Origin of the sequence: Arthrobacter zhaoxinii (assembly GCF_025244925.1) — a bacterium.
Lineage (GTDB): Bacteria > Actinomycetota > Actinomycetes > Actinomycetales > Micrococcaceae > Arthrobacter_B > Arthrobacter_B zhaoxinii.
Genome location: NZ_CP104275.1, coordinates 1,448,566 through 1,472,554 on the forward strand (window position 1 = coordinate 1,448,566; position 23,989 = coordinate 1,472,554).

At 66.2% G+C, this 23,989-nt stretch carries 24 protein-coding genes; 10 read left to right on the top strand and 14 right to left on the bottom strand.

Going from position 1 to position 23,989, the window contains the following annotated elements; all coding sequences use genetic code 11:
- Positions 1 to 40 precede the first annotated feature (40 nt).
- Entirely contained in the window at positions 41 to 1,018 is a 978-nt protein-coding gene (locus N2K95_RS06690) for an aldo/keto reductase (RefSeq protein WP_260653428.1), read from the top strand.
- Between the two features lie 240 nt (positions 1,019 to 1,258).
- Here N2K95_RS06690 and N2K95_RS06695 read toward each other — a convergent pair whose 3' ends face one another.
- From N2K95_RS06695 to N2K95_RS06710, 4 genes are all read right to left on the bottom strand, one after another.
- Complete coding sequence (locus tag N2K95_RS06695; protein WP_260653429.1) at positions 1,259 to 1,549, bottom strand: DUF4287 domain-containing protein; 291 nt, start codon at positions 1,547 to 1,549, stop codon at positions 1,259 to 1,261.
- 59 nt (positions 1,550 to 1,608) lie between these two features.
- Positions 1,609 to 1,845 (bottom strand): hypothetical protein, encoded by a 237-nt coding sequence (locus tag N2K95_RS06700; RefSeq protein ID WP_260653430.1) that lies wholly within the window; start codon positions 1,843 to 1,845, stop codon positions 1,609 to 1,611.
- A 186-nt stretch (positions 1,846 to 2,031) separates the two neighbouring features.
- Positions 2,032 to 4,155, bottom strand: a complete 2,124-nt coding sequence (locus N2K95_RS06705) for a 3-hydroxyacyl-CoA dehydrogenase NAD-binding domain-containing protein (protein ID WP_260653431.1) — start codon at positions 4,153 to 4,155, stop codon at positions 2,032 to 2,034.
- Positions 4,155 to 5,396, bottom strand: coding sequence for a thiolase family protein (locus tag N2K95_RS06710; protein ID WP_260653432.1), 1,242 nt, complete (start codon positions 5,394 to 5,396; stop codon positions 4,155 to 4,157). Before N2K95_RS06710 ends, N2K95_RS06705 begins: the two co-directional genes overlap by 1 nt.
- A 190-nt stretch (positions 5,397 to 5,586) precedes the next feature.
- On the opposite strand from N2K95_RS06710, the gene N2K95_RS06715 reads away from it, so the two are divergent.
- The gene (locus N2K95_RS06715) at positions 5,587 to 6,549 is read left to right on the top strand and encodes an alpha/beta hydrolase (protein ID WP_260653433.1); all 963 of its coding nucleotides are present in this window, start codon (positions 5,587 to 5,589) and stop codon (positions 6,547 to 6,549) included.
- A gap of 144 nt (positions 6,550 to 6,693) precedes the next feature.
- Here the strand turns inward: N2K95_RS06715 and N2K95_RS06720 are convergent, their stop codons facing one another.
- Positions 6,694 to 7,122 carry an MmpS family protein gene (locus N2K95_RS06720; protein ID WP_260653434.1) on the bottom strand — a complete coding sequence of 143 codons (429 nt, stop codon included), beginning with the start codon at positions 7,120 to 7,122 and terminating at the stop codon, positions 6,694 to 6,696.
- A 119-nt stretch (positions 7,123 to 7,241) separates the two neighbouring features.
- Here N2K95_RS06720 and uvrA point away from each other — a divergent pair, with 119 nt between their 5' ends.
- A complete protein-coding gene (uvrA, locus tag N2K95_RS06725; protein ID WP_407080125.1) occupies positions 7,242 to 9,767 on the top strand; it encodes an excinuclease ABC subunit UvrA in 2,526 nt (841 codons plus the stop codon).
- Here uvrA and N2K95_RS06730 read toward each other — a convergent pair.
- Together N2K95_RS06730 and N2K95_RS06735 are read right to left on the bottom strand one after the other, a co-directional pair.
- On the bottom strand, positions 9,751 to 11,457 hold the full coding sequence (locus tag N2K95_RS06730) for a 3-ketosteroid-delta-1-dehydrogenase (protein WP_260653435.1): 1,707 nt from the start codon (positions 11,455 to 11,457) through the stop codon (positions 9,751 to 9,753). The two genes, uvrA and N2K95_RS06730, sit on opposite strands and share 17 nt — an antisense overlap.
- 183 nt (positions 11,458 to 11,640) lie before the next feature.
- Positions 11,641 to 12,090, bottom strand: a complete 450-nt coding sequence (locus tag N2K95_RS06735) for a PGPGW domain-containing protein (protein WP_255792616.1) — start codon at positions 12,088 to 12,090, stop codon at positions 11,641 to 11,643.
- A gap of 163 nt (positions 12,091 to 12,253) precedes the next feature.
- On the opposite strand from N2K95_RS06735, the gene N2K95_RS06740 reads away from it, so the two are divergent.
- The 3 genes from N2K95_RS06740 to N2K95_RS06750 all read left to right on the top strand — a co-directional run bounded on the left by N2K95_RS06740 (position 12,254) and on the right by N2K95_RS06750 (position 14,241).
- Entirely contained in the window at positions 12,254 to 12,802 is a 549-nt protein-coding gene (locus N2K95_RS06740; RefSeq protein WP_255792614.1) for a GNAT family N-acetyltransferase, read from the top strand.
- Positions 12,803 to 12,811: 9 nt separating this feature from the next.
- Positions 12,812 to 13,336, top strand: a complete 525-nt coding sequence (locus N2K95_RS06745) for a GNAT family N-acetyltransferase (protein WP_260653436.1) — start codon at positions 12,812 to 12,814, stop codon at positions 13,334 to 13,336.
- Between the two features lie 149 nt (positions 13,337 to 13,485).
- Positions 13,486 to 14,241: an SAM-dependent methyltransferase gene (locus N2K95_RS06750; protein ID WP_260653437.1), complete on the top strand. Its 756-nt coding sequence runs from the start codon at positions 13,486 to 13,488 to the stop codon at positions 14,239 to 14,241.
- 406 nt (positions 14,242 to 14,647) lie between these two features.
- Here N2K95_RS06750 and N2K95_RS06755 read toward each other — a convergent pair whose 3' ends face one another.
- A complete protein-coding gene (locus N2K95_RS06755; RefSeq protein WP_260653438.1) occupies positions 14,648 to 16,468 on the bottom strand; it encodes an immune inhibitor A in 1,821 nt (606 codons plus the stop codon).
- Between the two features lie 273 nt (positions 16,469 to 16,741).
- Here N2K95_RS06755 and N2K95_RS06760 point away from each other — a divergent pair, with 273 nt between their 5' ends.
- Together N2K95_RS06760 and N2K95_RS06765 are read left to right on the top strand one after the other, a co-directional pair.
- Positions 16,742 to 18,463 (top strand): bifunctional metallophosphatase/5'-nucleotidase, encoded by a 1,722-nt coding sequence (locus tag N2K95_RS06760; RefSeq protein ID WP_260653439.1) that lies wholly within the window; start codon positions 16,742 to 16,744, stop codon positions 18,461 to 18,463.
- Between the two features lie 185 nt (positions 18,464 to 18,648).
- Positions 18,649 to 18,924 carry a GlsB/YeaQ/YmgE family stress response membrane protein gene (locus tag N2K95_RS06765; RefSeq protein WP_455423617.1) on the top strand — a complete coding sequence of 92 codons (276 nt, stop codon included), beginning with the start codon at positions 18,649 to 18,651 and terminating at the stop codon, positions 18,922 to 18,924.
- Between the two features lie 132 nt (positions 18,925 to 19,056).
- Here the strand turns inward: N2K95_RS06765 and N2K95_RS06770 are convergent, their stop codons facing one another.
- Entirely contained in the window at positions 19,057 to 19,299 is a 243-nt protein-coding gene (locus N2K95_RS06770) for a hypothetical protein (RefSeq protein ID WP_260653440.1), read from the bottom strand.
- 140 nt (positions 19,300 to 19,439) lie between these two features.
- On the bottom strand, positions 19,440 to 19,862 hold the full coding sequence (locus N2K95_RS06775; RefSeq protein ID WP_260653441.1) for a GNAT family N-acetyltransferase: 423 nt from the start codon (positions 19,860 to 19,862) through the stop codon (positions 19,440 to 19,442).
- 93 nt (positions 19,863 to 19,955) lie between these two features.
- On the opposite strand from N2K95_RS06775, the gene N2K95_RS06780 reads away from it, so the two are divergent.
- Positions 19,956 to 20,456 carry a DinB family protein gene (locus N2K95_RS06780; RefSeq protein WP_260653442.1) on the top strand — a complete coding sequence of 167 codons (501 nt, stop codon included), beginning with the start codon at positions 19,956 to 19,958 and terminating at the stop codon, positions 20,454 to 20,456.
- Here the strand turns inward: N2K95_RS06780 and N2K95_RS06785 are convergent.
- Together N2K95_RS06785 and N2K95_RS06790 are read right to left on the bottom strand one after the other, a co-directional pair.
- Complete coding sequence (locus tag N2K95_RS06785; RefSeq protein ID WP_260653443.1) at positions 20,453 to 20,992, bottom strand: GNAT family N-acetyltransferase; 540 nt, start codon at positions 20,990 to 20,992, stop codon at positions 20,453 to 20,455. The two genes, N2K95_RS06780 and N2K95_RS06785, sit on opposite strands and share 4 nt — an antisense overlap.
- Positions 20,993 to 21,048: 56 nt before the next feature.
- On the bottom strand, positions 21,049 to 21,474 hold the full coding sequence (locus tag N2K95_RS06790; protein ID WP_260653444.1) for an SRPBCC domain-containing protein: 426 nt from the start codon (positions 21,472 to 21,474) through the stop codon (positions 21,049 to 21,051).
- Between the two features lie 61 nt (positions 21,475 to 21,535).
- Here N2K95_RS06790 and N2K95_RS06795 point away from each other — a divergent pair, with 61 nt between their 5' ends.
- Positions 21,536 to 22,024 carry a GNAT family N-acetyltransferase gene (locus tag N2K95_RS06795; protein ID WP_260653445.1) on the top strand — a complete coding sequence of 163 codons (489 nt, stop codon included), beginning with the start codon at positions 21,536 to 21,538 and terminating at the stop codon, positions 22,022 to 22,024.
- On the opposite strand, the gene N2K95_RS06800 is transcribed toward N2K95_RS06795, so the two are convergent.
- Positions 22,014 to 22,571 carry a hypothetical protein gene (locus tag N2K95_RS06800; protein WP_260653446.1) on the bottom strand — a complete coding sequence of 186 codons (558 nt, stop codon included), beginning with the start codon at positions 22,569 to 22,571 and terminating at the stop codon, positions 22,014 to 22,016. The genes N2K95_RS06795 and N2K95_RS06800 overlap by 11 nt on opposite strands.
- 58 nt (positions 22,572 to 22,629) lie before the next feature.
- Positions 22,630 to 23,967, bottom strand: coding sequence for an HRDC domain-containing protein (locus N2K95_RS06805; protein WP_260653447.1), 1,338 nt, complete (start codon positions 23,965 to 23,967; stop codon positions 22,630 to 22,632).
- Positions 23,968 to 23,989 lie beyond the last annotated feature (22 nt).

Here is a 23,989-nt window from a genome sequence, read left to right on the forward strand (position 1 = left end):
GCCGCAACGAGGCGGAGTTTCGAGGTATACCGTAGCTTCCATGACTTCTTACAACAGACTCGGAAACTCCGGCCTGACCGTCTCTACCGTCGGGCTGGGCTGCAACAACCTGGGCCGTCCGGGGACACCCACCGAATCGCAGGAGGGCACTGACGCCGTCGTCCACGCCGCGATCGACGCCGGCATCACCTTGTTCGACGTGGCCGATACTTATGGGCGCACACCGGGCCTGAGCGAGGAAATGCTGGGCAAGGCGCTGGGCTCCCGGCGCGATGACATTGTGCTGGCTACCAAGTTCGGTATGGACATGCAGGGCGTCAACGGTGCCGACTTCGGTGCCCGGGGCTCGCGCCGCTATATCGTGAAGGCCGCGGAAGCCTCCCTGCGCCGGCTGAACACGGACTGGATTGACCTGTACCAGTTCCACACGCCGGACCCCCTGACGCCCATCGAAGAGACCCTAGCGGCCCTCGATGATCTGGTGACCAGCGGCAAGGTCCGCTACATCGGTCACTCCAACCGCACGGGCTGGCAGATTGCCGAAGCCGAGTTCACCGCGCGCATGGGCGGATACACCCCGTTCATCTCCGCACAGAACCACTACAACCTGCTGGACCGCCGGGCCGAGCTCGAGGTCACTCCCGCCGCCGAAGCGTACGGACTGGGTGTGCTGCCCTACTTCCCGCTGGCCAACGGCCTGCTCACAGGCAAGTACAGCAACGGCAAGGCTCCCGAAGGCAGCCGGCTTACCCATTCGCGGAAGAACCTGCTGGAGAACGCCGACATGGAGCAGCTGGCGGAGTTCGGCCGGTTCGCTGAGGACCGCGGTCTGACCGAAGTGCAGGTCGCCTTCTCCTGGCTCGCAGCGCAGCCCTCGGTCGCGTCCGTGATCGCCGGGGCTACGAAGGTGGAGCAGGTGCAGCAGAACGCCGAGGCCGTGTGCTGGGTTCCGGCGGAGAAGGACCTTGAAGAACTGGACCGGATCTTCCCGCGGACGCCGAAGGTTGCTTTGTTCTAGTCTTTTCACTCGCCTTGGGTGCGCTGGTGGGTCCGGTGGTCCGGTGGTCCGGTGGGTCCGGAACGGCCCGGTGGGTCCGGAACGGCGGCAACGAAAATCCCTTGCTCGCAGAGCTCGCCGGGATTATTAAAGCCGCCTAACCCGGACCCTCCGGACCTCCGCGCGTTCCGGCGCCTCCGGGACCCTCCGGGCCCAACGGTGCCTCCGCAAGCCTCCGCCTAATCTGGACCCGCTGGCACCTCAGGCGGGATTGGTTGCCCTGCCGTCGAGCCACAGGGTGTCGGATTCGTCCCGGTGGATTCCGGTAGTGCCCACATGTTTCTGATCTATGGAGGCGCCTTTCTTAATGACATGGACGAGTGCCATGCCGTGGCCGCGTCCGATTGCATAGTCGGTTTTGAGCCATTCGAGGATTTCCCCGGCCTTTACGTTGCCGCCGCTGAACCCTTTTGTGGCGGCAATATCCACGAGCTGGCGCGGCGTTAGTCCCGTTTTCTCCTCAATGGCGTCGAGGTAGGCCTGGAAGGACATCTGGTTCTCCTAAAATTCTGAGCTGACTTTGCGGATTCGCCGGTTTGGTTGCAGGAGCGCTAGCTGCCGGTCTCTTCCTCGCGTTCCTGCCGGTAACTCTTCCGCTGCTGTAGGACGAAGCTTGCCAGCAGCTTGATGAAAGCAGCGCCCAGTACCAGGAAAAGACCTATCAACAGCCAATTCCACGGCTCGTCGAACGGTAGGAGAAGAACCAGCCACAAAGAGACGCAAGCACTGAGCATGAACAGCACCATTCGCTTTGTACGCGTCTGCGACCATGCTGGGTCCTGACTCATGCAGGGAGGTTAGCGCGGCCGCTGCCCGCTGACCAGACCCGAATGAAATGCACCGGGACGGACACGCAAAAGCGCCGGACGGACCGGGTTAGGCGGCTTTAATAATCCTTGCGAGCTCTGCGAGCGAAGGATTTTCGTTGCCGCCGTTCCGGTCCGCCCGGCGCGGACAGAACCTAGGGCTACAGACTAAGCGGCAGCATCATGGAACTTTTTGCCGTTCACGCGCTCGGACGCCCCGACACGGTCCAGGTACGGCGTGATGCCGCCCAGGTGCATCGGCCAGCCGGCACCGAGGATGACGCACAGGTCGATGTCCTCGGGACCTGCCACAACGCCCTCTTCGAGCATGAGCCCGATTTCCTCGGCCAGGGCATCCTGCGTACGGCGCAGGACTTCCTCGGAGGTGGAGGGTGTGGTGCCGAAGTCCAGCATCGCCAGGGTTTCCTCGGGGATGTAGGCGTTGCCGTCCTCGTCCTTCTGCCACAGGGACTTGATGCCGGCGTCGATGATCTTCTGGGAGTTCTTCGAGAGCCAGAAGCGCTCACCGAACGCCGAGTGCAGGGATTCCTGCACATGCTGTCCCACCGGCAGGCCCACCAGGGCCAGCAGGGTGAACGGCGACATCGGCAGGCCCATCGGGCGCAGCGCGTTGTCCGCGGTGGCGGCATCGGTACCCTCGTCGAAGACCATGGTGATCTCGCCGAACATGCGGCCCAGAATGCGGTTCACCACGAAGGCGGCAGCGTCCTTGACCAGCACGGCGGTCTTCTTCAGCTGCTTGGCCAGCACAAACGCGGTGGCCAGCACGGCGTCGTCGGTCTTGGGCGCGCGCACAATTTCCAGCAGCGGCATCACGGCCACCGGGTTGAAGAAGTGGAAGCCCACCACACGCTCCGGGTGCTGCAGGTCCGCAGCCATCTCCGTCACTGACAGCGAGGAGGTGTTGGTTGCCAGGATGCACTCGGGGGAGACCACGGCCTCCACCTCGGCGAACACCTGCTTCTTCACGGAGAGTTCCTCGAAGACGGCTTCGATGACGAAGTCGGCGTCGGAGAACGCTTCCTTGGATACCGAACCGGTGACCAGGGCCTTGGTGCGGTTGGCGGCGTCGGGGGAGATGCGCTTCTTGGCCAGGAGCTTGTCCACCTCCGCGTGCACGTAGCCCACACCCTTGTCCACGCGCGCCTGGTCGATGTCCGTCATCACCACGGGCACCTTGAGCTGACGGGCGAAGAGCAGGGCGAGCTGGCTGGCCATCAGGCCGGCGCCGACCACGCCCACCTTGGTGACCGGGCGGGCCAGCTTCTTATCCGGAGCGCCGGCGGGCCGCTTGCCGCGCTTCTGGACCAGGTCCAGGAACGCGTAGACGGTGGAGCGGAACTGCGGGGTCTGCATCAGCTCGGCCAGGGCATTGCACTCGGCCTCGCGGGATTCCTCCCGCGTCCAGGTCTTGCCGGCTTCGAGCAGGTCCAGGACCTTAGCCGGTGCAGGTGCTGCGTTGGAGGTCTTGGCCTCCACAAAGGCGCGACCCTTGGCGACGGCGGCATCCCACGCTTCACCGGCGTCGGCGGGTTCGACGGCGTTGGGCCGGGACACCTGCTCCTCGCCGCTGATCACGCGGGAGGCCCAGGCCAGCGACTGCTCGAGGAAGTCCGCCGGCTCGAACAGGGCATCGGCAATGCCCAGCTTGTAAGCGGCAGCCCCGGACAGGGTGCGGTTGTTGCTCAGCGGGTTCTCGATCATCACCTTGACGGCGTTCTCGGGGCCGATCAGGCGCGGCAGCAGGTAGACGCCGCCCCAGCCCGGCACCAGGCCGATGAACGCTTCCGGCAGTGACAGGGCACCGGCGTCGGTGGAGACCGTGCGGTAGTCCGACTGCAGGGCGATCTCCAGTCCGCCGCCGAGGGCTACACCGTTGATGAAGGCGAAGCTGGGCACGCCCAGGTTGCCGAGCTTGGCGTAGACGTCGTGGCCCAGGTGGGCCATGGCCGCACCGTCTTCATATTCGGAGATGGACTTCACGGCGGAAAGGTCGGCGCCGGCCACCAGGTAGAACGGCTTGCCGGTGACACCGACGCCGACAATCTCGCCCTTGTCTGCACGGGCCTTGAGCTCGTCCAGCTTCTGACCCAGCTCAAGGAGCGTGTTCGGGCCCAGCGTGGTGGGACGTGAGTGGTCGACGTCGTTATCCAGGGTGATCAGCGCGAACGTGCCGGCGTTGCCCGGCAGCTGGATGTCGGAGACGTAGGAGTGGGTGATGACCTCGGTGGGGAAGAGGCCCGCGAGGCGCTGGTAGTCAGGAGCAGACATTACTTCGTGGCCTCCGTGGAATCGGTGTTGTAGTCGGGGTGGTTCGGGTTTTCCCAGATCACGGTGGCGCCCATGCCCAGGCCGATGCACATGGTGGTCATGCCGTAGCGGACGCTCGGGTCTTCCTCGAACTGGCGGGCCAGCTGGTTCATCAGGCGGACGCCCGAGGAGGCCAGCGGGTGGCCGACGGCGATGGCGCCGCCGTAGCGGTTCACGCGGGGGTCGTCGTCGGCGATGCCGAAGTGGTCCAGGAAGGCCAGGACCTGGATGGCGAAGGCCTCGTTGATTTCGAAGAGGCCTATGTCCTCGATGGACAGGCCGGTCTGCTTCAGCACCTTTTCGGTGGAGGGGACCGGGCCGTAGCCCATGACCTCGGGCTCGACGCCGGCGAAGGCGTAGCCGACCAGGCGCATCTTGACGCCCAGGCCGAGTTCCTCGGCAGCTTCTGCGGAAGCCAGCAGCGCGGTGGTGGCGCCGTCGTTCAGTCCGGCAGCGTTACCGGCGGTGACCCGGCCGTGCGCACGGAACGGAGTGCGCAGCTGTGCGAGGTCTTCAACGGTGGTGCCCGGGCGCGGCGGCTCGTCCACGGTGTTCAGGGTCCAGCCGGTGCCGGGCTTCTTGGTGGCGACGGGGACCAGATCCGGCTGGATGGAGTTGCCGGCGTAGGCCTTGGCAAGCTTCTCCTGGCTGGCGGCGGCGTACGCGTCGGTGCGGTCCTTGGTGATGTGCGGGAATCGGTCGTGCAGGTTCTCCGCGGTGTTGCCCATGTTCAGGGCAGCCGGGTCCACCAGGCGCTCGGTCATGAAGCGCGGGTTCGGATCGGCGTCCTTGCCCATCGGGTGGTTGCCCATGTGTTCCACGCCGCCGGCAATGACGACGTCGTAGGCGCCGAAGCCGATACCGGAGGCCGTGGTGGTCACGGCCGTCATGGCACCGGCGCACATGCGGTCAATGGCGAAGCCCGGCACCGTGCGGGGAAGGCCGGCCAGCAGCGCGGCGGTGCGCCCGATGGTCATGCCCTGGTCACCGGACTGCGTGGTGGCGGCGATGGCTACTTCATCAATACGTTCCGGAGGAAGGGAGGGATTGCGGCGCATCAGTTCCCGGATGCACTTGACCACCAGGTCATCAGCACGCATTCCGGCGTAGATGCCCTTTTCGCCGGCTTTGCCGAAGGGTGTCCGCACTCCGTCAACGAAAACTACGTCCCTGATCTGCCGTGATCGGCTTTGTGGGCTCACGTACTTACTCCTCTTTGAGATATGAAACGGAACTACGTCCGGGCTCGATGTTACTCGCGGGTAACATAGCCTGCAAGGACGCCGCGGGTGACGGCGGAAAGAAGGTCCGATATGGCATGGATCACGCCGGCGCCAGCACCGACCCTATCGACATACCGGCGTTCGAGAAACCCGGTGTTAGGTTGGCCCAGTGGATTTTGTCGCGGACCCGCAGCTGGCGGCCTGGCTTGCAGAGTCGCAGCGCGCCGAAGGCGGGACACCCTCCCTGGAACAGATCCGGCAGCTGCGGCTGCCGCGCGCCCGCCCGGCCGGTCCCGGGCTGGTGCAGGTGCAGGATGTGACGGTTCCCGCCGATGTCCCGGTGCGGACCCGGTTGTACCGCTCCAGCATGAGGCCGCAGCCGTTGACGGTGTTTGTCCACGGCGGGGGTTTCGTGTTCGGCGGCCTGGCATCGCATGACCGCCTGTGCCGCCGGTTGGCGCTACTGGCGGGAACGGCGGTACTGGCGGTGGACTACCGGCTGGCCCCTGAGTCTCCGGCTCCGGCGGCGGTGGACGACGTCGCGGCGGTGCTGGCCTGGGCGGCAGGGGGACCGGGGGAGCTGGGTGTCCTGGAGCCGGGAATCGGTTTGGCCGGTGACAGCGCCGGCGGGCTGATTTCCTTCCTTGCCGCCCAGCGGCTTGCCGGCACACCGGCCCGGCCCGATCTTCTGTTCCTGGCGTATCCGAATGCGGACCTGACCCTCAGCCTGCCCAGTGTCCGGGAGAAAGGAGAGGGGTGGGGGCTGTCGGCACGGGATCTGGCCTTTTACATCTCGCTGTGGGTTCCGAATGCCTCTCCCGAGACGCTTGCCGGGTTCAGTCCCGCCCATGGGTTCACTGTCAAGGGAGCCGGTGCGCCGGTCCCCGCCATCGTGGCCACCGCCGAGCATGATCCGCTGCGGGACGAGGGGAAGGTCTTGGCGGAGAAGCTCGCGGCAGCGGGAGCGGACGTCGAGTATGTGCCGCATGCCGGGCTTGTCCACGGCTTCCTGACGCTGGATACCGTCTCACCTGCCGCACATCAGGCGGGAGACGCATTGCTGCGGCAGTACGGCGTTCACCTGCGGCGAGTAGCTGAAGGCGGCGTGCATGTTCTCCGTGGGACGCGATGAAAAGGCGATGCGCGCGCCCGTAAGGTCTCCGCACAGCAGAAATAAACCCTGTTCTCGTAGCGACCTCTGCCAAAACAAAAGCGTCCTTACCGCGCGGCGGACCAGCCGCGGGGTAAGGACGCTTTTGCGTTCCCTGATACTGCCTTACTTGGCCGCCGCGCGGCCCGGGGAGGCCGTGCACACGGGCGGGGACATGGGATCCGTGGAGGTTTCCTCGGCCAGTACGTCTCCATCTACGGTGATCTTGCAGGAGATGGACTTCTCGCCTTCAGCCTGCCGGGGCGACAGCTGATAGACCGTGTCAAATTCGCTGTCGTTGGTGTCCTTGAATTCCTTCGTGAAGGGCAGCGCCTGGTTGTCGAGGCGTTCCGCTGCGCCGGCACCGGATTCAGCCCTGAAGGTGATGCTGCCTGCCGTTTCACCGTCACCGGTCACTTCATAGATCACGGTGTGTTCCTTGTTTTCCTTGGGTGCCGAAGAGGCACCGGCGGTTTCGCCCTCGTCTCCGCCGCCGCAGGCAGAGAGGGAAGCAGCCAGGAGTAGGACGGCAGCAGTGCTTAGTGTCTTTTTCAATTGGTTCCCCAGACTCTCGTGAATATGCATGTGAACCATAACACCGGCATTCGACGCTCTCGGCGGAAAGCATGCTGAGCATTTAGTCCCCGGAGTGCAGGCTCGGTAACCTGAAATGGATGAGTAGCGCGAATTCTTCCCCCCAAACTGCCCAGAATCCCTCCACCCACGGAATGGTCAGCGTCCGCGGAGCGCAGGAGAACAACCTCCGCAACGTCGACGTCGATGTTCCCCGCGACGCCATTGTCGCCTTCACCGGGGTGTCCGGATCAGGCAAGTCCTCGCTGGCCTTCGGCACTATCTACGCCGAAGCGCAGCGCCGCTACATGGAGTCGGTGGCCCCGTATGCACGCCGCCTGCTCGCCCAGGGATCCAACCCGAAGGTGGAGAAAATCACCGGGCTGCCTCCCGCCGTCGCCCTGCAGCAGCGCCGCGGAGCCCCCAGCTCACGGTCCACCGTGGGCACTCTCACCACCCTCTCCAACTCCATGCGCATGCTCTTCTCCCGCGGGGGCACCTATCCGGCGGACGCCGAACCCGGCAGCCTCGACTCGGACGCCTTCTCACCCAACACGGCGGCGGGCGCCTGCCGCGAATGCTCCGGACTCGGTATCGCCCACACCGTGACCGAAGAGTCGCTGGTGCCCGATCCCAGCCTCACCATCCGCGACGGCGCGATCGCCGCCTGGCCCGGCGCCTGGCAGGGCAAGAACCTGCGCGACATCCTCATCCAGCTCGGCTACGACGTCGACGTGCCCTGGAAGAAGCTGCCCAAGAAGGACCGCGACTGGATCCTGTTCACCGAAGAACAGCCCGTAGTGATGATCACCCCACAGCGTGACCGCGTGGCCAAACCGTACAAGGGACGGTTCTGGAGCGCCAAGAGCTACGTTATGCACACGCTGGCGGATTCGGGCAGCGCCCAGATGCGCGAACGGGTCCTGGCCTACATGGTCTCGGGTCCCTGCCCCGTCTGCGGGGGAGCGGGCCTGCGCCCGGAGGCTCTCGCCGTGACCTTCGCCGGCCGGAACATTGCCGAGCTGAACGGCGCCACGTTGGCGGAGCTGGCCGAGATTATCCGGCCGACGGCGGGACTGAAGTCCGCGGGCACCGCCTCCCGGGCCGCGGCCTCCAACGAAGACACCGAAGTGGCCGTGACCATCACCAGGGACCTGCTGGGACGGCTGGAGGTGCTGATCGGACTGGGCCTGGGCTACCTGAGCCTGTCCCGCGCCACCCCCACCCTCTCGCCCGGGGAAATGCAGCGCCTGCGGATCGCTACCCAGCTGCGCTCGGGCCTGTTCGGGGTCATCTATGTCCTGGACGAGCCTTCCGCCGGGCTGCATCCGGCCGACGCCGAGCCGCTGCTGACCGTGCTGCAGGAACTCAAGGACGCCGGGAACTCCGTGTTCGTCGTCGAGCACAACATGGATGTGGTGCGCAGTGCCGAGTGGATTGTGGACGTAGGTCCGCAGGCCGGCGACGGCGGCGGAACAGTGCTCTACAGCGGCCCCGTCGCGGGACTGGCCGAGGTAGCGGAAAGCGCCACCCGTCCGTTCCTGTTTGGCGAAGCGGAAACCGCCAGGCCGGCCCGTCGGACCCCGGACCGGTGGCTGAGCCTGAAGGGGATTACCCGGCACAACCTGCAGGGCCTGGACGCCGAGATTCCGCTGGGGGTGTTCACGGCGGTCACCGGTGTTTCGGGTTCCGGCAAGTCCACCCTGGTCAGCCAGGTCCTCGCTGAAACGGTGGGACGCCAGGTCAACGGAGTGGCCGCGGAACCCGAGGATCCCGAGGCGGCGGAGGACAACGATCCCGGCGCCCACGTACGCAGCATTTCCGGGCTGGAGCACCTGGACCGGCTGGTCCGGGTGGACCAGCGCCCCATCGGCCGCACCCCGCGTTCCAACCTGGCCACCTACACGGGTCTCTTCGACGCCGTGCGCAAGCTCTACGCCGGCACCGAGGAAGCCCGCGCCCGGGGCTACAACGCCGGCCGGTTCTCCTTCAACGTGACCGGCGGACGCTGCGAGACCTGCCAGGGTGAAGGCTTCCTCGCCGTCGAACTTTTGTTCCTGCCCGGCACCTACGGACCCTGCCCGGTCTGCCACGGCGCCCGCTACAACGAGGAAACCCTGGAAGTCACCTACCGCGGCAAGAGCATCGCCGACGTGCTGGGGATGCGTGTGGAAACGGCCGCCGAGTTCCTGGCCGACGTGCCCGCGGCATCGCGGAGCCTGCAGACCCTGCTCGACGTCGGACTGGGCTATCTGCGCCTGGGCCAGCCCGCCACCGAACTCTCCGGCGGCGAGGCCCAGCGGATCAAGCTCGCCACCGAACTGCAGCGTGCCCGGCGCGGCCACACGCTGTTCCTGCTCGACGAGCCGACCACCGGCCTGCACCCGCAGGATGTGCAGCTGCTGCTGCGCCAGCTGAACCGGCTGGTGGACGCCGGCAACACCGTGGTGGTGGTGGAACACTCCATGAACGTGGTGGCGTCCGCGGACTGGGTCATCGACATGGGCCCGTCCGGCGGCGAGGAAGGCGGCCGGATCATCTGCGCCGGCACCGCCGGCGACGTCGCCGCGTGCGACGCCAGCCGGACGGCACCCTACCTGTCGGCGGCGCTCAAGCTGCTTCCGTAAGCCGGCCCGCGGCGTCGCGGGCCACCACGTAGCCGTAGACCAGGCCCTGGCCGATAGTGGCTCCGGCACCGGGGTAGCTCTTGCCGAAGACGTTCGCGGCCGTGTTGCCGATGGCGTACAGCCCCTCCACCGGGCTGCCGTCCTCGTGCCGCACGCGGCCGCGTTCGTCCGCGGTCACGCCGCCGCAGGTGCCCAGATCCGCGAGGACCACCTTGACCGCGTAGTAGGTCTTGCCGGACAGGGGGCGCAGGTTCGGGTTGGGCCGGACCGTGGGATCGCCGTAGTAGCGGTCATAGGCGCTGGAGCCGCGGTGGAAGTCCTCATCCACGCCGGCGGCGGCCAGTTCATTGAACCGCTCTGCGGTGGCAGTAAAGGCCTCTTCGGGGAGGCCGATGCCGCGGGCCAGTTCGGACAGGCAGCCCGCCTTGGCCGCGATGCCCGCCTCGTACCAGGCTGCGGGCAGGGGCATGCGCGGAAACAGGCCGCCGGCGAGTAGGTAGCTGTTGCGGTATTCCTGGTCGAAGACCATCCACATGGTGCCCACCGGATCGCCCTGCCGTTCCCGCTCGAGCACGCGCTGCCCGAAGGACATGTAATCCTGCGCTTCGTTCGTGAACCGGCGCCCGGCGTCGTCGACAATAAAGGAGCCCGGCAGCGACCGTTCTGCCAGCATCACCGACGGTGCGCCGTCGGGCAGCGGTGCGACGGCGGGGAACCACCAGGACTGGTCCATCAGTGCGGTGCCCGCTCCGATTTCCGTGGCTGCCTTGATCGCGTCACCGGTATTGCCCTCGGCCCCGAAGCTCCAGTTCTCCAGCGCCGCTGACTGGTGCTTGTGCCGCATGGCCATGTCATGATCGAACCCGCCTGCGGCCAGGACCACGCCCTGCCGTGCGGTCACGGTGACCTCCCGGCCGTCCTGCTCCAGCACGGCGCCGGTGACCCGCCCGTCTTCGCTGACGAGGCGGACCAGGGACGTCTCGGTCCAGACCGGGATGCCGGCCCGCAGCACACCCGCGTAAAGTCCGGCGGCCAGGGCCTGCCCGCCGGCGACGTAGTCCCGGCGCAGCGCCAGCCCGCCGATGCCCTGGATGGCCCGCGTTGCCGCCGTCGGCAGCCCCTTCCCTGGCACCTTGGCGATCAGGTTCAGCCAGCGGTAGTCCTTGCCGGTGACCGGCATCGGCAGCGGTGCTTCCATGGTTCCGCCGCGCAGGCGGCTGCGTTCGGAACCGAGCTGGTTGGCGTCAAAGGGAACACATTCGCAGCTGCGGCCCATGGCCGAGCCGCCCGGCTGCTCCGGCTGGTAGTCCGAGTACTCCTTGTCCCACATGAAGCGCATCGGCGTCATCCGCTGCAGCATCTCCACGGCGGCGCTGCCGTGGGCGAGGAAGGTTTCCCAGCGTGCCCGCGGCGACGTCCCGCCGACGACGGCGTCAACGTAGGCGGCGGCCCGGGCGGGGGTGTCCGTTGCTCCCGCTTTTCGAAGCACCGGGTTGTTGGGGATCCAGAAGGCTCCGCCGGACCGGGCCGTGGAGCCGCCGACGTAGGGGGTCTTCTCAATGATCAGGGCCTGAGAACCCAGCTCGGAGGCGGCAAGGGCGGCTGCCATGCCGGTTCCCGAGCCGATGACCAGGAGGTCCACTGTGGTGTCCTGTGCCGTGTGGGCGCGGGCGGGTGCGGGTTTCGGCATGCCAATCTCCTTTGATTGCAGGCTGTGCGGGTAGGCAGCAGCGGTGCTTTGTACAGTGAAAGCACCCTAGCCGGTCCCGGAGGGATCCGGGGAAACGCAACGCGGGGCTAGGCTCCGGAACGGAACCGTTCCCACGCGGACTGGCGGATCGGGTCGGACGTGCGCCGGCGCTCCCGAAGCGTCTCAGCGTCGGCTGGAATGCCGGAAGCGCACGTAGCTGTAGGCAATCAGGGCAAGGCCTATGCAGCCCGACGCGATCAGGGTTGTACCTGTGATCCAGCCGCCCGGCAGCCACCAGGAATCCTGCAGGGGCCACCAGTGCGGCACCCGCCGCCAGAGACCCCAGAGCACGCCGGCGGCTATCACTGCCAGCCCGCCTACGACCGAGCCCACAATCCGCGGGGTGGTCTGCACACCCAGCGCCGCAGCACGGAAGGCGCGGGCTTTCACGGGGTGCAGCCAGCGGTGGGCCCAGGCGTAGCGGAGCGACAGCACCGCCAACCCGGCAACCACCATGAGCAGTCCCGGTCCGGGGAGTACCAGTGCGGCGACGCCCAGGACAACCAAGGACCAGCCGGCCACCTCGATGCCGGTGCGGCGCAGCCAGGCTGGAATCCGTTCGGTCCTGTTCATTGGGTCACCTTGCCACACCAACCTGCGAGTTGGCCGCGTGGTCGCCGCAATGGTCCGTGGATAGGCGGACTGTCCGTCATCCGGCCGTTGCCGGGGGTGGACAGGCGGCGCGGCTGGATGTGGCTTACCCAGTGACCCGGGACACGACAGGTAGGCTTCGGGTGTGCTTAGCGAACCTTTCCCCGACACACAGTTGCTGCACGGTATCCGGCTTCGGGTGGCAGACCTGTCCGACGCCGAAGCGCTCGCCGCCGCCTACCAGCGGAACCGGAGCTACCTGGCGCCCTGGGAGCCGCTCCGGGAGGACACGTTCTATACCCCGGCAGGCCAGCGCGCAGTCCTCCGGGCAAAACTGGTGCAGCACGCAGCGGGTACCGAGGTCCCCTGGGTCCTGGTCCAGGACGAACGGATCGCCGGCACCATCACCCTGACCGGAATAGTGCAGGGCCCCTTTCAGTCGGCCAATCTGGGCTACTGGGTGGGCAGCGACTACGCCGGACAAGGGATCGGCACCGCCGCGGTAGCAGCCGTCGTCGAGCTGGCCCGCAGCCAGCTCGGACTGCATCGGATCCAAGCTGCGACCCTGCTGGACAACCCTGCGTCGCAGAAAGTCCTGGCCCGCTCCGGATTCGAGCGGATCGGTATGGCGCCGGACTATCTGCGAATTGCGGGGGAGTGGCAGGACCATCTGCTCTTCCAACGGATTCTCTAGGTTCCGGCGATGACGGGTACCCTTCGTGCCGAGCTGATCACCACGGATCGCCTAACGCTTGAACCCTTGGGTGTACACCATGCGGCGGAAATGGCGCAGGTCCTGGCCGGCACCGCTATCTATCGGTATATCGGCGGACAGGCACCGACGGCGGAGATCCTGGCCGCCCGGTACGCGGCCCAAACCGTCGGAACATCAGCGGATAGAAGAGAGGTCTGGCTGAATTGGATTATCCGCGAACAGGGCCGGAGCATCGGCTTCGTCCAGGCGACCGTGGAGCTCGAGGGCCCGACGTCGGACGTGGCATGGGTGGTGGGCGAGGCTTTCCAGGGCCGGGGTGCTGCCACCGAGGCCGCCCGCGCCATGGTCGCCTGGCTGCGCCGCCGGCACCCACCGGTCCGCATCACGGCATCCATCCATCCGGAAAACCTTCCCTCGGCCGCTGTGGCCCGCAATCTCGGCCTTACCCCAACCGGCCGTCTCGACGCCGACGGCGAAGAACAATGGGAAGACTCAACCCCGCCAACGACTTAACGGCCGGTGAGAATTTCCATGGCCGGTCTGGGACCAGCTGGCAGAGTAGGTCCGAGCAGATCCGCGCAAGGTAGTCCAGAACCAGGCATGAACCGCGCGCCTCACTCCGGCGTGTCTCAGCCTCGGCTGAATCCTGTAGCGTCGCTGAGATGGAGCGCTCCGAGATCTCCGACATTGCCCACCAGCGCCATCCAATCGCGGCGCCGGTGGCGCCCGAGCAGTTACGCGAACTGGTCGGCTGGCTGAGCCCAAGCGACGGCGCCCGCGCCGTTGACCTCGGATGCGGCGAGGGCGAGTGGCTGCAGGAGCTGCTACTCACCAACCCCGGAATCACTGGCGTAGGGATCGACCAAATGGTCCCAACCTCTGCCGCCCGGCGTGCCGACGAGCGGAAACTGAGCGACCGGGTGCGCTGGATCGAGACGGATGCCGCCACCTGGAACGACGGGGTCTTCGACGTGGTGCTGTGCGTCGGTGCGAGCCACGCCTTCGGGCGGCTGGAGGACATGCTGGGTGCTGTCCGGCGGCACCTGCGCCCCGGTGGCCAAGCGCTGATCGGCGACAGCATCTGGGAGGGTGTCCCGTCGGCTTCTGCGCTGGCAGCGCTTGAGGTTTCTGCCGACGCCTATCCCGACCTCGCCGGCCTCGTGCGGGCCATCCATGAGCACGGGTTCGAGCCGTCGTACGGGCACGTCAGCACGCTGGCCGAGTGGGACGACTACCAGTTCAGCTGGACCGGGTCGCTCGTCGACTGGGCCGTGCGGGAGGCCTGGACTACCGAGGACCGTGACCAGGCATTCGCCGCTGCACGTGAGAATCGCGACGCCTGGCTGAGCGGCGCACGACGCGAGCTGGGGTTTGCAACCTTCGTCCTGCACGACGCCGCCGTTGGCGTGCGTGACTGACCGGCGGTCACATCGCTGTCACGTCATGACGGCCAGCCAGATGAACACCGACACCTGGCGAGCAGTCCTGTCGATGCGTGAAACGTATCTCGCACGACGGATCTTCAGAACCCTCAACGCCTCAAAACCAGCTCGCTGGCAAGCTTGACAACTATAGAAGGGTCAAAGGGTCAAAGGAGGAAGCATTAACGAAGGCGGCAGGGCCTCGAAGCGTACCGAGGCCCTGCCGTTTCTTTTGTGCGGTGGTACCGGACCTATACCGCGGTAGCCGTAGGGGCCTGGCGGAGGCGGCTTTAATATTCCAAGCGAGCTCTGCGAGCTTGGAATTTCGTTGCCGCCGGAGCCAGGCCCCGCAGGCGACCCAGGGAGCCGGAGCCGGAGCCGGAGCCGGAGCCAGCAAAAAGCGCTAGTTCACCCGCACCGTCATCATGCCCTTCGGATTACTGTTCACCACGGTAATCTTCGTCCCCGTTCCGGCCACCACCACGCTCGCCTGCGGATTCGCGGGATCGTAGTAGGCGTTCGGATTGGTGTCATCGAACACCGGCACGCCGGGGCGGGACGGTGCGCTCAGCGTGGTCATTCCGGTGGCGGTTTCCCGGTGCAGCAGGATCGGATCCGTGGCCTCCTTGCCGAAGGTTGCATCGAAACTCTGGATGCGGTTACGGGCGATGGCGCCGTCGGACCACCGCAGGGTCTGCGGATGCGAGTCAACCGGCAGGACGAGGCCGGAACCCGGGTGCTGGCGGGTGTTGTTGTTCCGCTGTCCTGCATTCCAGTACGTGATCAGCAGGCCGTCCTGGTACGGGTAATGCTCCACCCGGTCCGGGGCGCTGACCCCCCAGCCGAAGTTGTACGGGCCGGTCCGCAGCGTGTCGTCATAGCCCACGTACTGCCGGTTTTCCGCGATGTAGTAACGGCCGTTTCCTGCAGCATCCCGGGGCAGAGTGACCACCAGAGCCTGCTGTTTCTTGGTTGCGTGGAAGGACGGGCCGAGCTTGTGGGTGGACTTTGAACCGGCTGTCGCCGTGTCGTAGTCCAGCCAGCCGAGCTGCAGCTTTTCCCAAGCCCCCATGTGGTTCGGTGTGGTGCCGATTGTTCCGTTGCCGTGGCCCAGCCAGGAACCGGAACTCATGAGTGTCCAGAATCCGGTGCTGTTTTCGCCGCCGCTGGTGTCGTAGAGATCCGGAAGTCCGAGGTCATGGGCGTACTCGTGTGCGAAGACGCCGAGGCCGCCGTTTTCCGGTTCCGTGGTGTAGTCGCGGATCCAGACCTTCGAATCGCCGATCCGGATGCCGCCGAACGGGTTGGTAGCGGGTCCCTGCGTGCCGGCGCCGGCCTGGCCTACTGCCCAGCGGTGGGCCCAGATGGTCGACGTCGGAGCGCCGGCCTCCTCGCCCTCGCCTGCATGGATGGCCTGGAAATGGTCGATGTAGCCGTCGGGTTCATCGAAGTTGCCGTTGTTGTTGTAGTCGTAGCGGTCCCACTGGTCGAAGCCGGCCAGATAGGCGTCAATGTCGGCAGGGCTCTTGCCCGCCGCGATCTGCGCCTCGTACCAGGCGTCGGCGGCGTCCTGTACGAAGCGGGTCATGTCCTCCTGGCTCTCGGTCTCTCCGTAGCTGGCGGAGTTGTAGGGGACCGTGACCCAGTCGCTGACGTCGCCGTCGACCGTATAGCGGCCGCTGGACATTTCCTCATACAGGGTCTTCAGCGACTCTTCCTGCGGATCGAAGAACATATCCAGGTAGTGCTGCCGGTCAAACTCGGGCTCCCAGTACGTTGAGTTGTCCGTGGCGCGGTTGGGCTGGGGGATCTCGTTGTGCTGCGGCCCTGCAGGCGCAGCCGGGAACCGCGGATCCACCTGGTCGCCGAAGCCGATGAGGAAGGACAGGATCTGGTCGCTGTCCTCCAACCCGTACTCGGCCCACTGGCCCGGTGCCACCTGTACGGACTTGGAACCGCCGCGGGCCTGCACGGGCGCTTCACCGCGGACAACTTTCTCAATGGCCTGCTGGTTCAGCTGGCGGCGTTCGTCGGCTGCCGGATCGGAACGGTCGTCGGATTTGGCGGCGTTCCTGTCCGACCCCGGTGCCCCGGAGAACCCGCTGGGTGTCGGCGCAGGCTTGGCGGGGGCGGCAACGGCCGCCACCGGGGAGAGGACAACGGCGCTGCCGATGGCCAGCACCAATGCGCACCGGAGTCTCCGGTGTCTGATGTCAATTTTCAAAGCTTCCCCTTAGTGCAGCGTGTGAGTGAGGTGGGATTACGCTACATTTTCCGGTCGGCTGTGACACGCGACATGTCGGTCCTTTTTTCTTTATTACGAAGAGCGGAAGCGAAAGAACGCCGGGGCCTTCCGAAACGGTCCCTTACCCTGTAAGGGTGCCTAAGGTCACATTTTCCGCACTATGAGGAGTTGTTGCAATTGATGCATTCATCCGCCCGACGCCGGGGTGCTGCCACCGCAGTCACCGCAGCCGTGGCAGTTACACTCGTGTCGATGACACCCGCAGCGGCCGCGCCGCCGGAGCATGCCGGCAAGGACCAGAAAACCAGCGTCACGGTTATGGGAACCTCGGACATGCACGGCTATGTCGAGAACTGGGACTATTTCAACGACGCCGAATATGACGACGCCGCGCACAACGATGTGGGATTGGCGAAGATCTCCACCCTGGTGGATTCGGTACGGGCCGACCGGGGACCGGAATCCACCATGCTGATCGACGCCGGCGACACCATTCAGGGCACGTCCCTGACCGATTACTTCGCCAACACGGAGCCGATCACCGAAACAGGGGAAATCCATCCCATGGCCGCGGCCATGAATTCCATGGACTACGACGCCGCTGCGCTGGGTAACCACGAATTCAACTACGGCCTCGAAATGCTGCGGAAATTCGAGTCCCAGCTGAACTTCCCGCTGCTCGGGGCCAACGCCGTGGACTCCGCAACGGACAAGCCGGCCTTTACCCCGTACATCATCAAGACCGTCGCGACCAAGGGCAACAAACCCGTAAAGGTGGGAATCCTGGGCCTCACCAATCCCGGCGTAGCCATCTGGGACAAGAACAATGTTGACGGGAAGCTCGAATTCCCCGGCATCGTGGAGCAGGCACAGAAGTATGTGCCGGAAATGAAGGCCCGCGGCGCCGACGTCGTGGTGGTCAGCTCGCACTCCGGCACCTCGGGAACCTCGTCCTACGGGGACGAGCTGCCCCTGGAGAACGCCTCCACCCAGCTGGCGGAAACCGTGCCCGGCATCGACGCAGTCCTGGTGGGGCATGCCCACCAGGAAATCCCGGAACGCTTCGTGACCAACAAAACCACCGGCGAGCAGGTCCTGCTGACCGAGCCGTTGAACTGGGGCATGCGCCTGTCCGTCATGGATTTTGAACTGACCAAGACCCGCGGCCAGTGGGACGTGACGTCGGCGTCGGCGTCGCTGTTGAATGCGAACACCGTCGAGGCGGACCCTGTGGTCTCCAAATTGGTTGCCGAACAGCACCAGCGGGTCATCGATTACGTCAATACCCCGGTCGGCACCGCCACCGAGTCAATGCCCGCAGAGGAGTCCCGGTACCGTGACACCGCCGTCATGGACTTCGTGAATCACGTCCAGGCCTCTGCCGTGGACCGGGCGCTCGACGGCGGCCCTAACGCCGACCTTCCGGTGCTCTCGCTGGTGGCGCCCTTCAGCCGCACTGCGGAAATCCCCGCCGGTCCGGTGACCATCCGCGATCTGGCCGGACTGTACGTTTTCCCGAACACCCTCTTCGGCGTGGAAATGACGGGTGCACAGGTGAAGGAGTACCTGGAGTACTCGGCGAAGTACTTCGCGCAGACCGCCCCCGGCGCCCCGGTGGATCCGGCCACGCTGACCAACGCCAACGGCACCCCCGACTACAACTACGACATGATGTCCGGCGTCGACTATGACATCGACATCAGCCGCCCGGTGGGGGAGCGCATCGTCAACCTGAGCTTCAACGGTGCTCCGGTGGATCCGGCCCAGCGGTTTGCCGTGGCAACCAACAACTACCGGCAGTCCGGCGGCGGCAACTTCCCGCACATCTCGAGTGCGCCGGTGCTGGTCAACCAGCAGACGGAAATCCGCCAGCTGCTCATTGACTACGTAGTGGCCCAGGGAGCGGTGGATCCGGCGGACTTCGCCGAGAACAACTGGCGTCTGGTACGCAGCGGCGTGCCTGTCTTCGAATAGCAGCCCAAGGGCCGGCGGCAGTGCGCTATGCCGGGATGACCGGACCGGACCGGCCGGTGATCCCGGCGGTCCCGGGCCGAAATAGACAGTACGCTTAGGAAATCCGGCGCGTCTTGTCTAGGATTGATGGCAGAACGAATTGCGGGAGTACCCGCAGCGTGCACCGCTACGAAGGGACCAGAACCATGGGAATCATCGGATTCATCATTGCAGGGCTTATTATCGGAGCCCTTGCGCGGCTGATCAAGCCGGGCCGCCAGAACCTGGGCATGGTTGCGACCCTGCTGCTGGGCTTGGTCGGCTCCGTGATCGGCGGAGTGATTGCCAGCCTGCTGGGCACCGGTGACATCGGAGAGCTCAATGTCATTGGATTCATTGTCGCCGTTATCGCCGCGGTCCTGCTGATCGGCGTTGCCGAAGGTATTGCCGGCCGCGGTAAGGGTAACCAGGTCCGCCGCTAGACCCGCACCTTTAACTAAGCCGTCCCGGCACTCGACGCGTAGTACGCGACGGGTGCCGGGACGCTTTGTGTCAGGGGCCGTTTTTGCCTGGGACTGCCGTTTGTCCCGGTGGTGCTCCGGCAGCGTTTGTGCTCAGGCGGGGATCGGGGCCGCGCTCTGCTCCTGCACATCCGAAGCGGTCATCGTATCAGCCGCAGCGGACTGCCGGTCTTCAATTTCCGTCTGGATGGAAAGATAGAACGCGAAGAGCCCTTCAACGATGGGGCCGTCTTCAAGCTGGGTGAACACCTGATCACACAGGGACTCAAGGGTACTGTCCGTCATGGCAGAGAAATCCGGGAAGATATCCACGGAGATAATGGGGCGCGGGGGCATATGTGTCCTTAGAGAGGAAACCAAGGCCCGCGTCTGAACCAGCATCTACGATAGCGCCTTCCATGGTGAAAGCAAACACGGCGTTTTGACGCCCCCGCGGGCTGGCCCCGCGGGCAAGTCGCCGCCGCCTCTCCGGCGGCCTAGTCGAACCGGACGAAGGCGTTCATCGGCCCGGCGGGAAACGCCGTCGACTGGGTGAACCCGAGCGCCTCGTAGAAAGCCTTCTGCCCGGATTCATCATCCGTGAGCAGCACCTTCTGGCGCACGGCGGGATAGGGCCGCAGTGCCGCGGATACCAGCGCCCCGCCGATGCCGGACCGCTGGAACCCGGGATGAACCAGGATGTCCTGCAGGTAGCAGATGGTGTGGCCGTCGGAAATAACCCGTGCCAGTCCAATCAGCCGTCCGTCTTCGCGCGCCACCGCGACCGTCGAAGAACCCGACAGCGCCTGCAGCAGCCTCTGCGGGTCATCGGTGTAGGCGGTCCAGCCCACAGCCGAGTAGAGGTCCACGACATCGGAGACGGAAAGCTCGCCGGCAGCGGCGTAGGAATATTCGATCATCGGCCCAGCCTAAACGGGCTGCTGCGTCAGGGCCCCGATGCCGGATGCGTGCCGTGCCGCGGATTCCCGTTCGCTGGCGGTTAGATTAGCCGCATGCAAACAGACACTCGAGTAGAGCCGCCCGAGGCGGCCGGAGAACGGGAGACCCTGACCGGTTTCCTGGACTACTTCCGGGCCACGGTGCATCTGAAGGCGGCAGGACTCAGCGACGCCGACGGCGCCAAGCAGCTGCTGCCCTCCCTGACCACGGTCTCCGGACTCGTTCAGCACTTGACCGACGTCGAGCGGTTCTGGTTTCAGGGCCGGATGGACGGGCAGCCGGGAGTGCGGACTCGATGGTCAGAAGAGGACCCGGACGGCGAGTTCCGCGTCTCCGAATCAGACAGCCTGGCCGGGCTGCTGGCCGACTATGACGCTGCCTGCCGCCGGTCCCGCGACGTGCTGGCGCGGTACGACCTGGAGGACCGCTGCCGGGGCGGCAACGGTGGACAGAGCGTGCGCTGGGTGCTGGTGCACATGATTGAGGAAACCGGCCGGCACTGCGGCCACCTGGATATTCTGCGTGAGCTGCTGGACGGCTCCACCGGAGACTAGACCGGCAGGCCGGGCGCGGCGGACCGGGTCCAGTAAAGCATCTTTACCAGCACACCGCGCTGGCGCTGGCGTTCAGTCCGCAGGGGATGGAAACCGGCGCGCCGGGCAACCGCCTCGCTCAGGCTGTTTCCGTAAATGGTGCGCAGTGCGACCTCGGGAAAACCGCTGTCTAAGGCCCAGTCGCTGAGTACGCGCGTCGCGGCAGTGGCGGCCCCGCGGCCGCGCCCGAAGGGCAACAGCGCGTACATGAGTTCCGGCGTGCCGTCCCTGGTGGAGGAGATTCCTGCTGTCCCCAATACCTCTTCGCCCTCGCGCAGCGAGTACCGGGCCAGGAGGCTCTCGCCGCGAGCTTCCGCCGCACGGTTCATACGGTAGCGGGCGCGGTCGTCGCTGAGGTCCGGCGGGAACAGCGTCCAGCGGATGACGTCGTCGTCCCTCGACAGAGCCTGCTCCAGGCGCCAGTCCGCTGCCGTCAGGATGCGAAGGGTGAACCTCCCCGCCTGGAGCGTGTCCGGGGTGGGGGTCAGAAGAGGCATGCGCCATTGTTGCATTCACGGGGCAGCCGCCCCAACCCCCTCTCGGCCTCCGCGCATCAGGCCACCGGAAATGCTTCCAGGAGGGTCTTCAGGCCCGCGTAGATACCCGGCGTGTCGTGGTCCACCGAAATGGCGGAGGCCCCGTGCAGCCCGCTGATACTGACGGTGAGGTCGCACCCGTCTCCGGCCTGCTCCAAGAAGTATTCCAGGACCCCGGGAGCTTCGCGGGCCACCGTTCCATCCCACTGCGGGTTGAAGGTGAGGGTCAGGCGTACCGGCGCTTCAACCGCCAGTACCGTTCCGGTGATCTGGTCCTCACCGGTGATGCGGAAGGCATAGGAACTGCCTTCGGTCACTGAGCCGGACAGGACGGAGTCCCACATCCAGGGCCGGGGGACATCAACGGCCGTCAGCTCCGCCCAGAGACGGGCCGGGGAAGCGGCAATGTGCGTGCGGTACACCGTGGACGGTGTTTCGTGCATAGCGAACCCTCTTTCCGGAAGGACGGCACTTCGAGGTGCCGTAGCGGACGATAATGCATGCATGTCCGAACTGCCATCCCTCCGCAGACGTTGCGGCTCCGACGTCGACACCGTGATCAGCTGGATCCCCGACGAAGCCGCGCTTTTGATGTTTACCGGCCCGCGGATGGCATGGCCGCCGACGAGGGGCCAGTTCGAGGAACTGGCGGCCGTGCCCGGACTTACCGCATGGGTGATGGATGCCGCGCCTGGTTCCGGGCAGGTGCTGGGACACGCGGAACTTTGCCTGCGGGGCGGACACGCGCATATTGCCCGGGTCATCGTTGATCCGCTGCTCCGCGGGCGGGGCCTTTCGCAGCAGCTGATGCGGCTGGTCCTGGAACGGGCGCGCGCCGGGGGTGCCGGGACCGCAGGGCTGCGGGTCACCAAAGGGAACACGGTAGCCCTGCGGGCGTATCGGCGGCTGGGATTCGGAATCGATCCGCGCGGGGAGACCGCGGATGCGCTGGTGCTTGGACTCGACCTGGGGCAGCCGGCAGCTAAGGCCTAGCCGCCGGTACCGTCCCGTGCACGACGGCACGGGCAGCATCCAGGTACCTCGACGGTGCAGCTATTTCCACTACCGCTCCGTCGGCGGAGTACCGCGCAACCGGGTATGCGAATCCGAACCGGAGCACCTCCGGCAGGGAAGGATCACGCCGGGACACCTCGACCGGATTCTCCAACTGCACCAGGCCCTCCTCGATGGGTTCATCCCACGTCAGGTGGGAGGCCGGTGGCCGGTCCGCCGCATGACCTGTGATGCTCAATCGATGGTGATAGGGGATGACCGTGGCGCTTTTCCAGCGGCCGGAGAGCCCGGCGCCTCCGCCCGGTACTTCCCGAAGCAGGCAGGCGAACTCGCAGCGTTCCCGGAAACGTGCCTTCGACCGCCGGGTGCCGGCACGGAGCGCCAGCACGAAGACCAGGAACTGCAACGGAATGAACCAGTACCTTTCCGTCAGGAACGGGAGGCCTGGTTCCACGAAAGCTCCGAACAACACGGCAAAAATCAGCCCGTGGACTGCGAAGGTAAGGAGAGCATTTCGACTGGGCACGGGCCGATCCCAGCAGGCAGCCGGCCCGCTGTCAATGAGTGGCTGCGGCTCTGCGCGGTTAGCGGCGCCGGCCCCTGGAAGGTTGCTCCCCGCCGGCTTTGTCTTCTGCCGGCTTTTCCTCCAGCGGATCAGGATCGAGGAAGGCCACGGTCAGGACCGCGGCGGTTTCCCGGATCTGCCACTCCCGGGCACCCAGCTCGCGCAGCGCGGCGCCGACGGTTTCCAGGTTGATTTCCGTCGGCGGACGCCAGGCAACCCGCCGCAGATGATCCGGCGTGAGCAGGTTCTCCAGCGGCAGGTTCAGCTTCTCCGCCAGGGCGGTCAGCCGCGGCTTGGCGGTCTGCAGGCGGGCGGCGGCAGCCGGATCATTCTTGGCCCAGACGCGCGGAGGCGGCGGGGCATGGGTCGGAATGTGGAGCGGGGGAAGATCCGCAGTGGAGCGCGCCGCGGAAATGCAGCGCAGCCAGCGCGGCGCCTCCTTCTGCGCGGCCCGGCCGTGGAAGCCTGGGGTCTTGAGCAGCTGCGGAACCGTGGTGGGCATGGCCCGGGCGGCGGCGACAATGGCCGAATCCGGAATCAGGCGACCGGGTGCAGTGTCCCGCAGCTCGGCCAGGTGCTCGCGTTCGGTCCAGAGCTCGCGGACGGCGGCCAACTGGCGGCGGTCCCGAAGCTGGTGCATCCCGGAGGTACGGCGCCACGGGTCCACCCGCGGAGGTGCCGGCGGCGCGGTACGGATGGCTTCGAATTCCTCCTCCGCCAGTTCCAGCTTCCCGGCTTCCTCAAGCACCCGGATCAGTTCCACGCGCAGCTCGGTAAGGACTTCGACGTCGAGCGCGGCGTAGCGCAGCCATGGTTCGGGCAGCGGGCGGGTGGACCAGTCGGCAGCCGAATGTTCCTTGGCCAGCGAGAAGCCGAGCAGGCTTTCGATGACGGCGGCCAGGCCCACGCGCGGGAAGCCGGCGAGGCGGGCGGCAAGTTCAGTGTCGAAGAGCTTGTCGGGCCACATACCCAGCGCCGACAGGCAGGGCAGGTCCTGGGTGGCGGCGTGCAGGATCCATTCAACGCCGCTCAGGGCCTCGTTGATGATCCGCAGGTCATCGAAGGCCTCGGGGTCAATCAGCCACGTGCCCGCACCTTCGCGCCGGATCTGGACCAGCATGGCACGCTGGCCGTAGCGGAACCCGGAGGCGCGTTCAGCGTCGACGGCAGCGGGCCCGGTGCCGGCGGCCAGCGCGGCGGCGGCACGTTCCAAGCCGCGGGGGGAGTCAATGACCAGCGGCACACCGTCCCGGGGTGTCTCCAGGACCGGTATCGGCTGCGGATCGGGCAGTTCCCCGGCTTCGGCAGGTGTGGTGCTGGACTGGTTTTCGGTCTTGCCGGGTATGTGCGCGGTCATAAGGATTCCATTCTACCGAGGA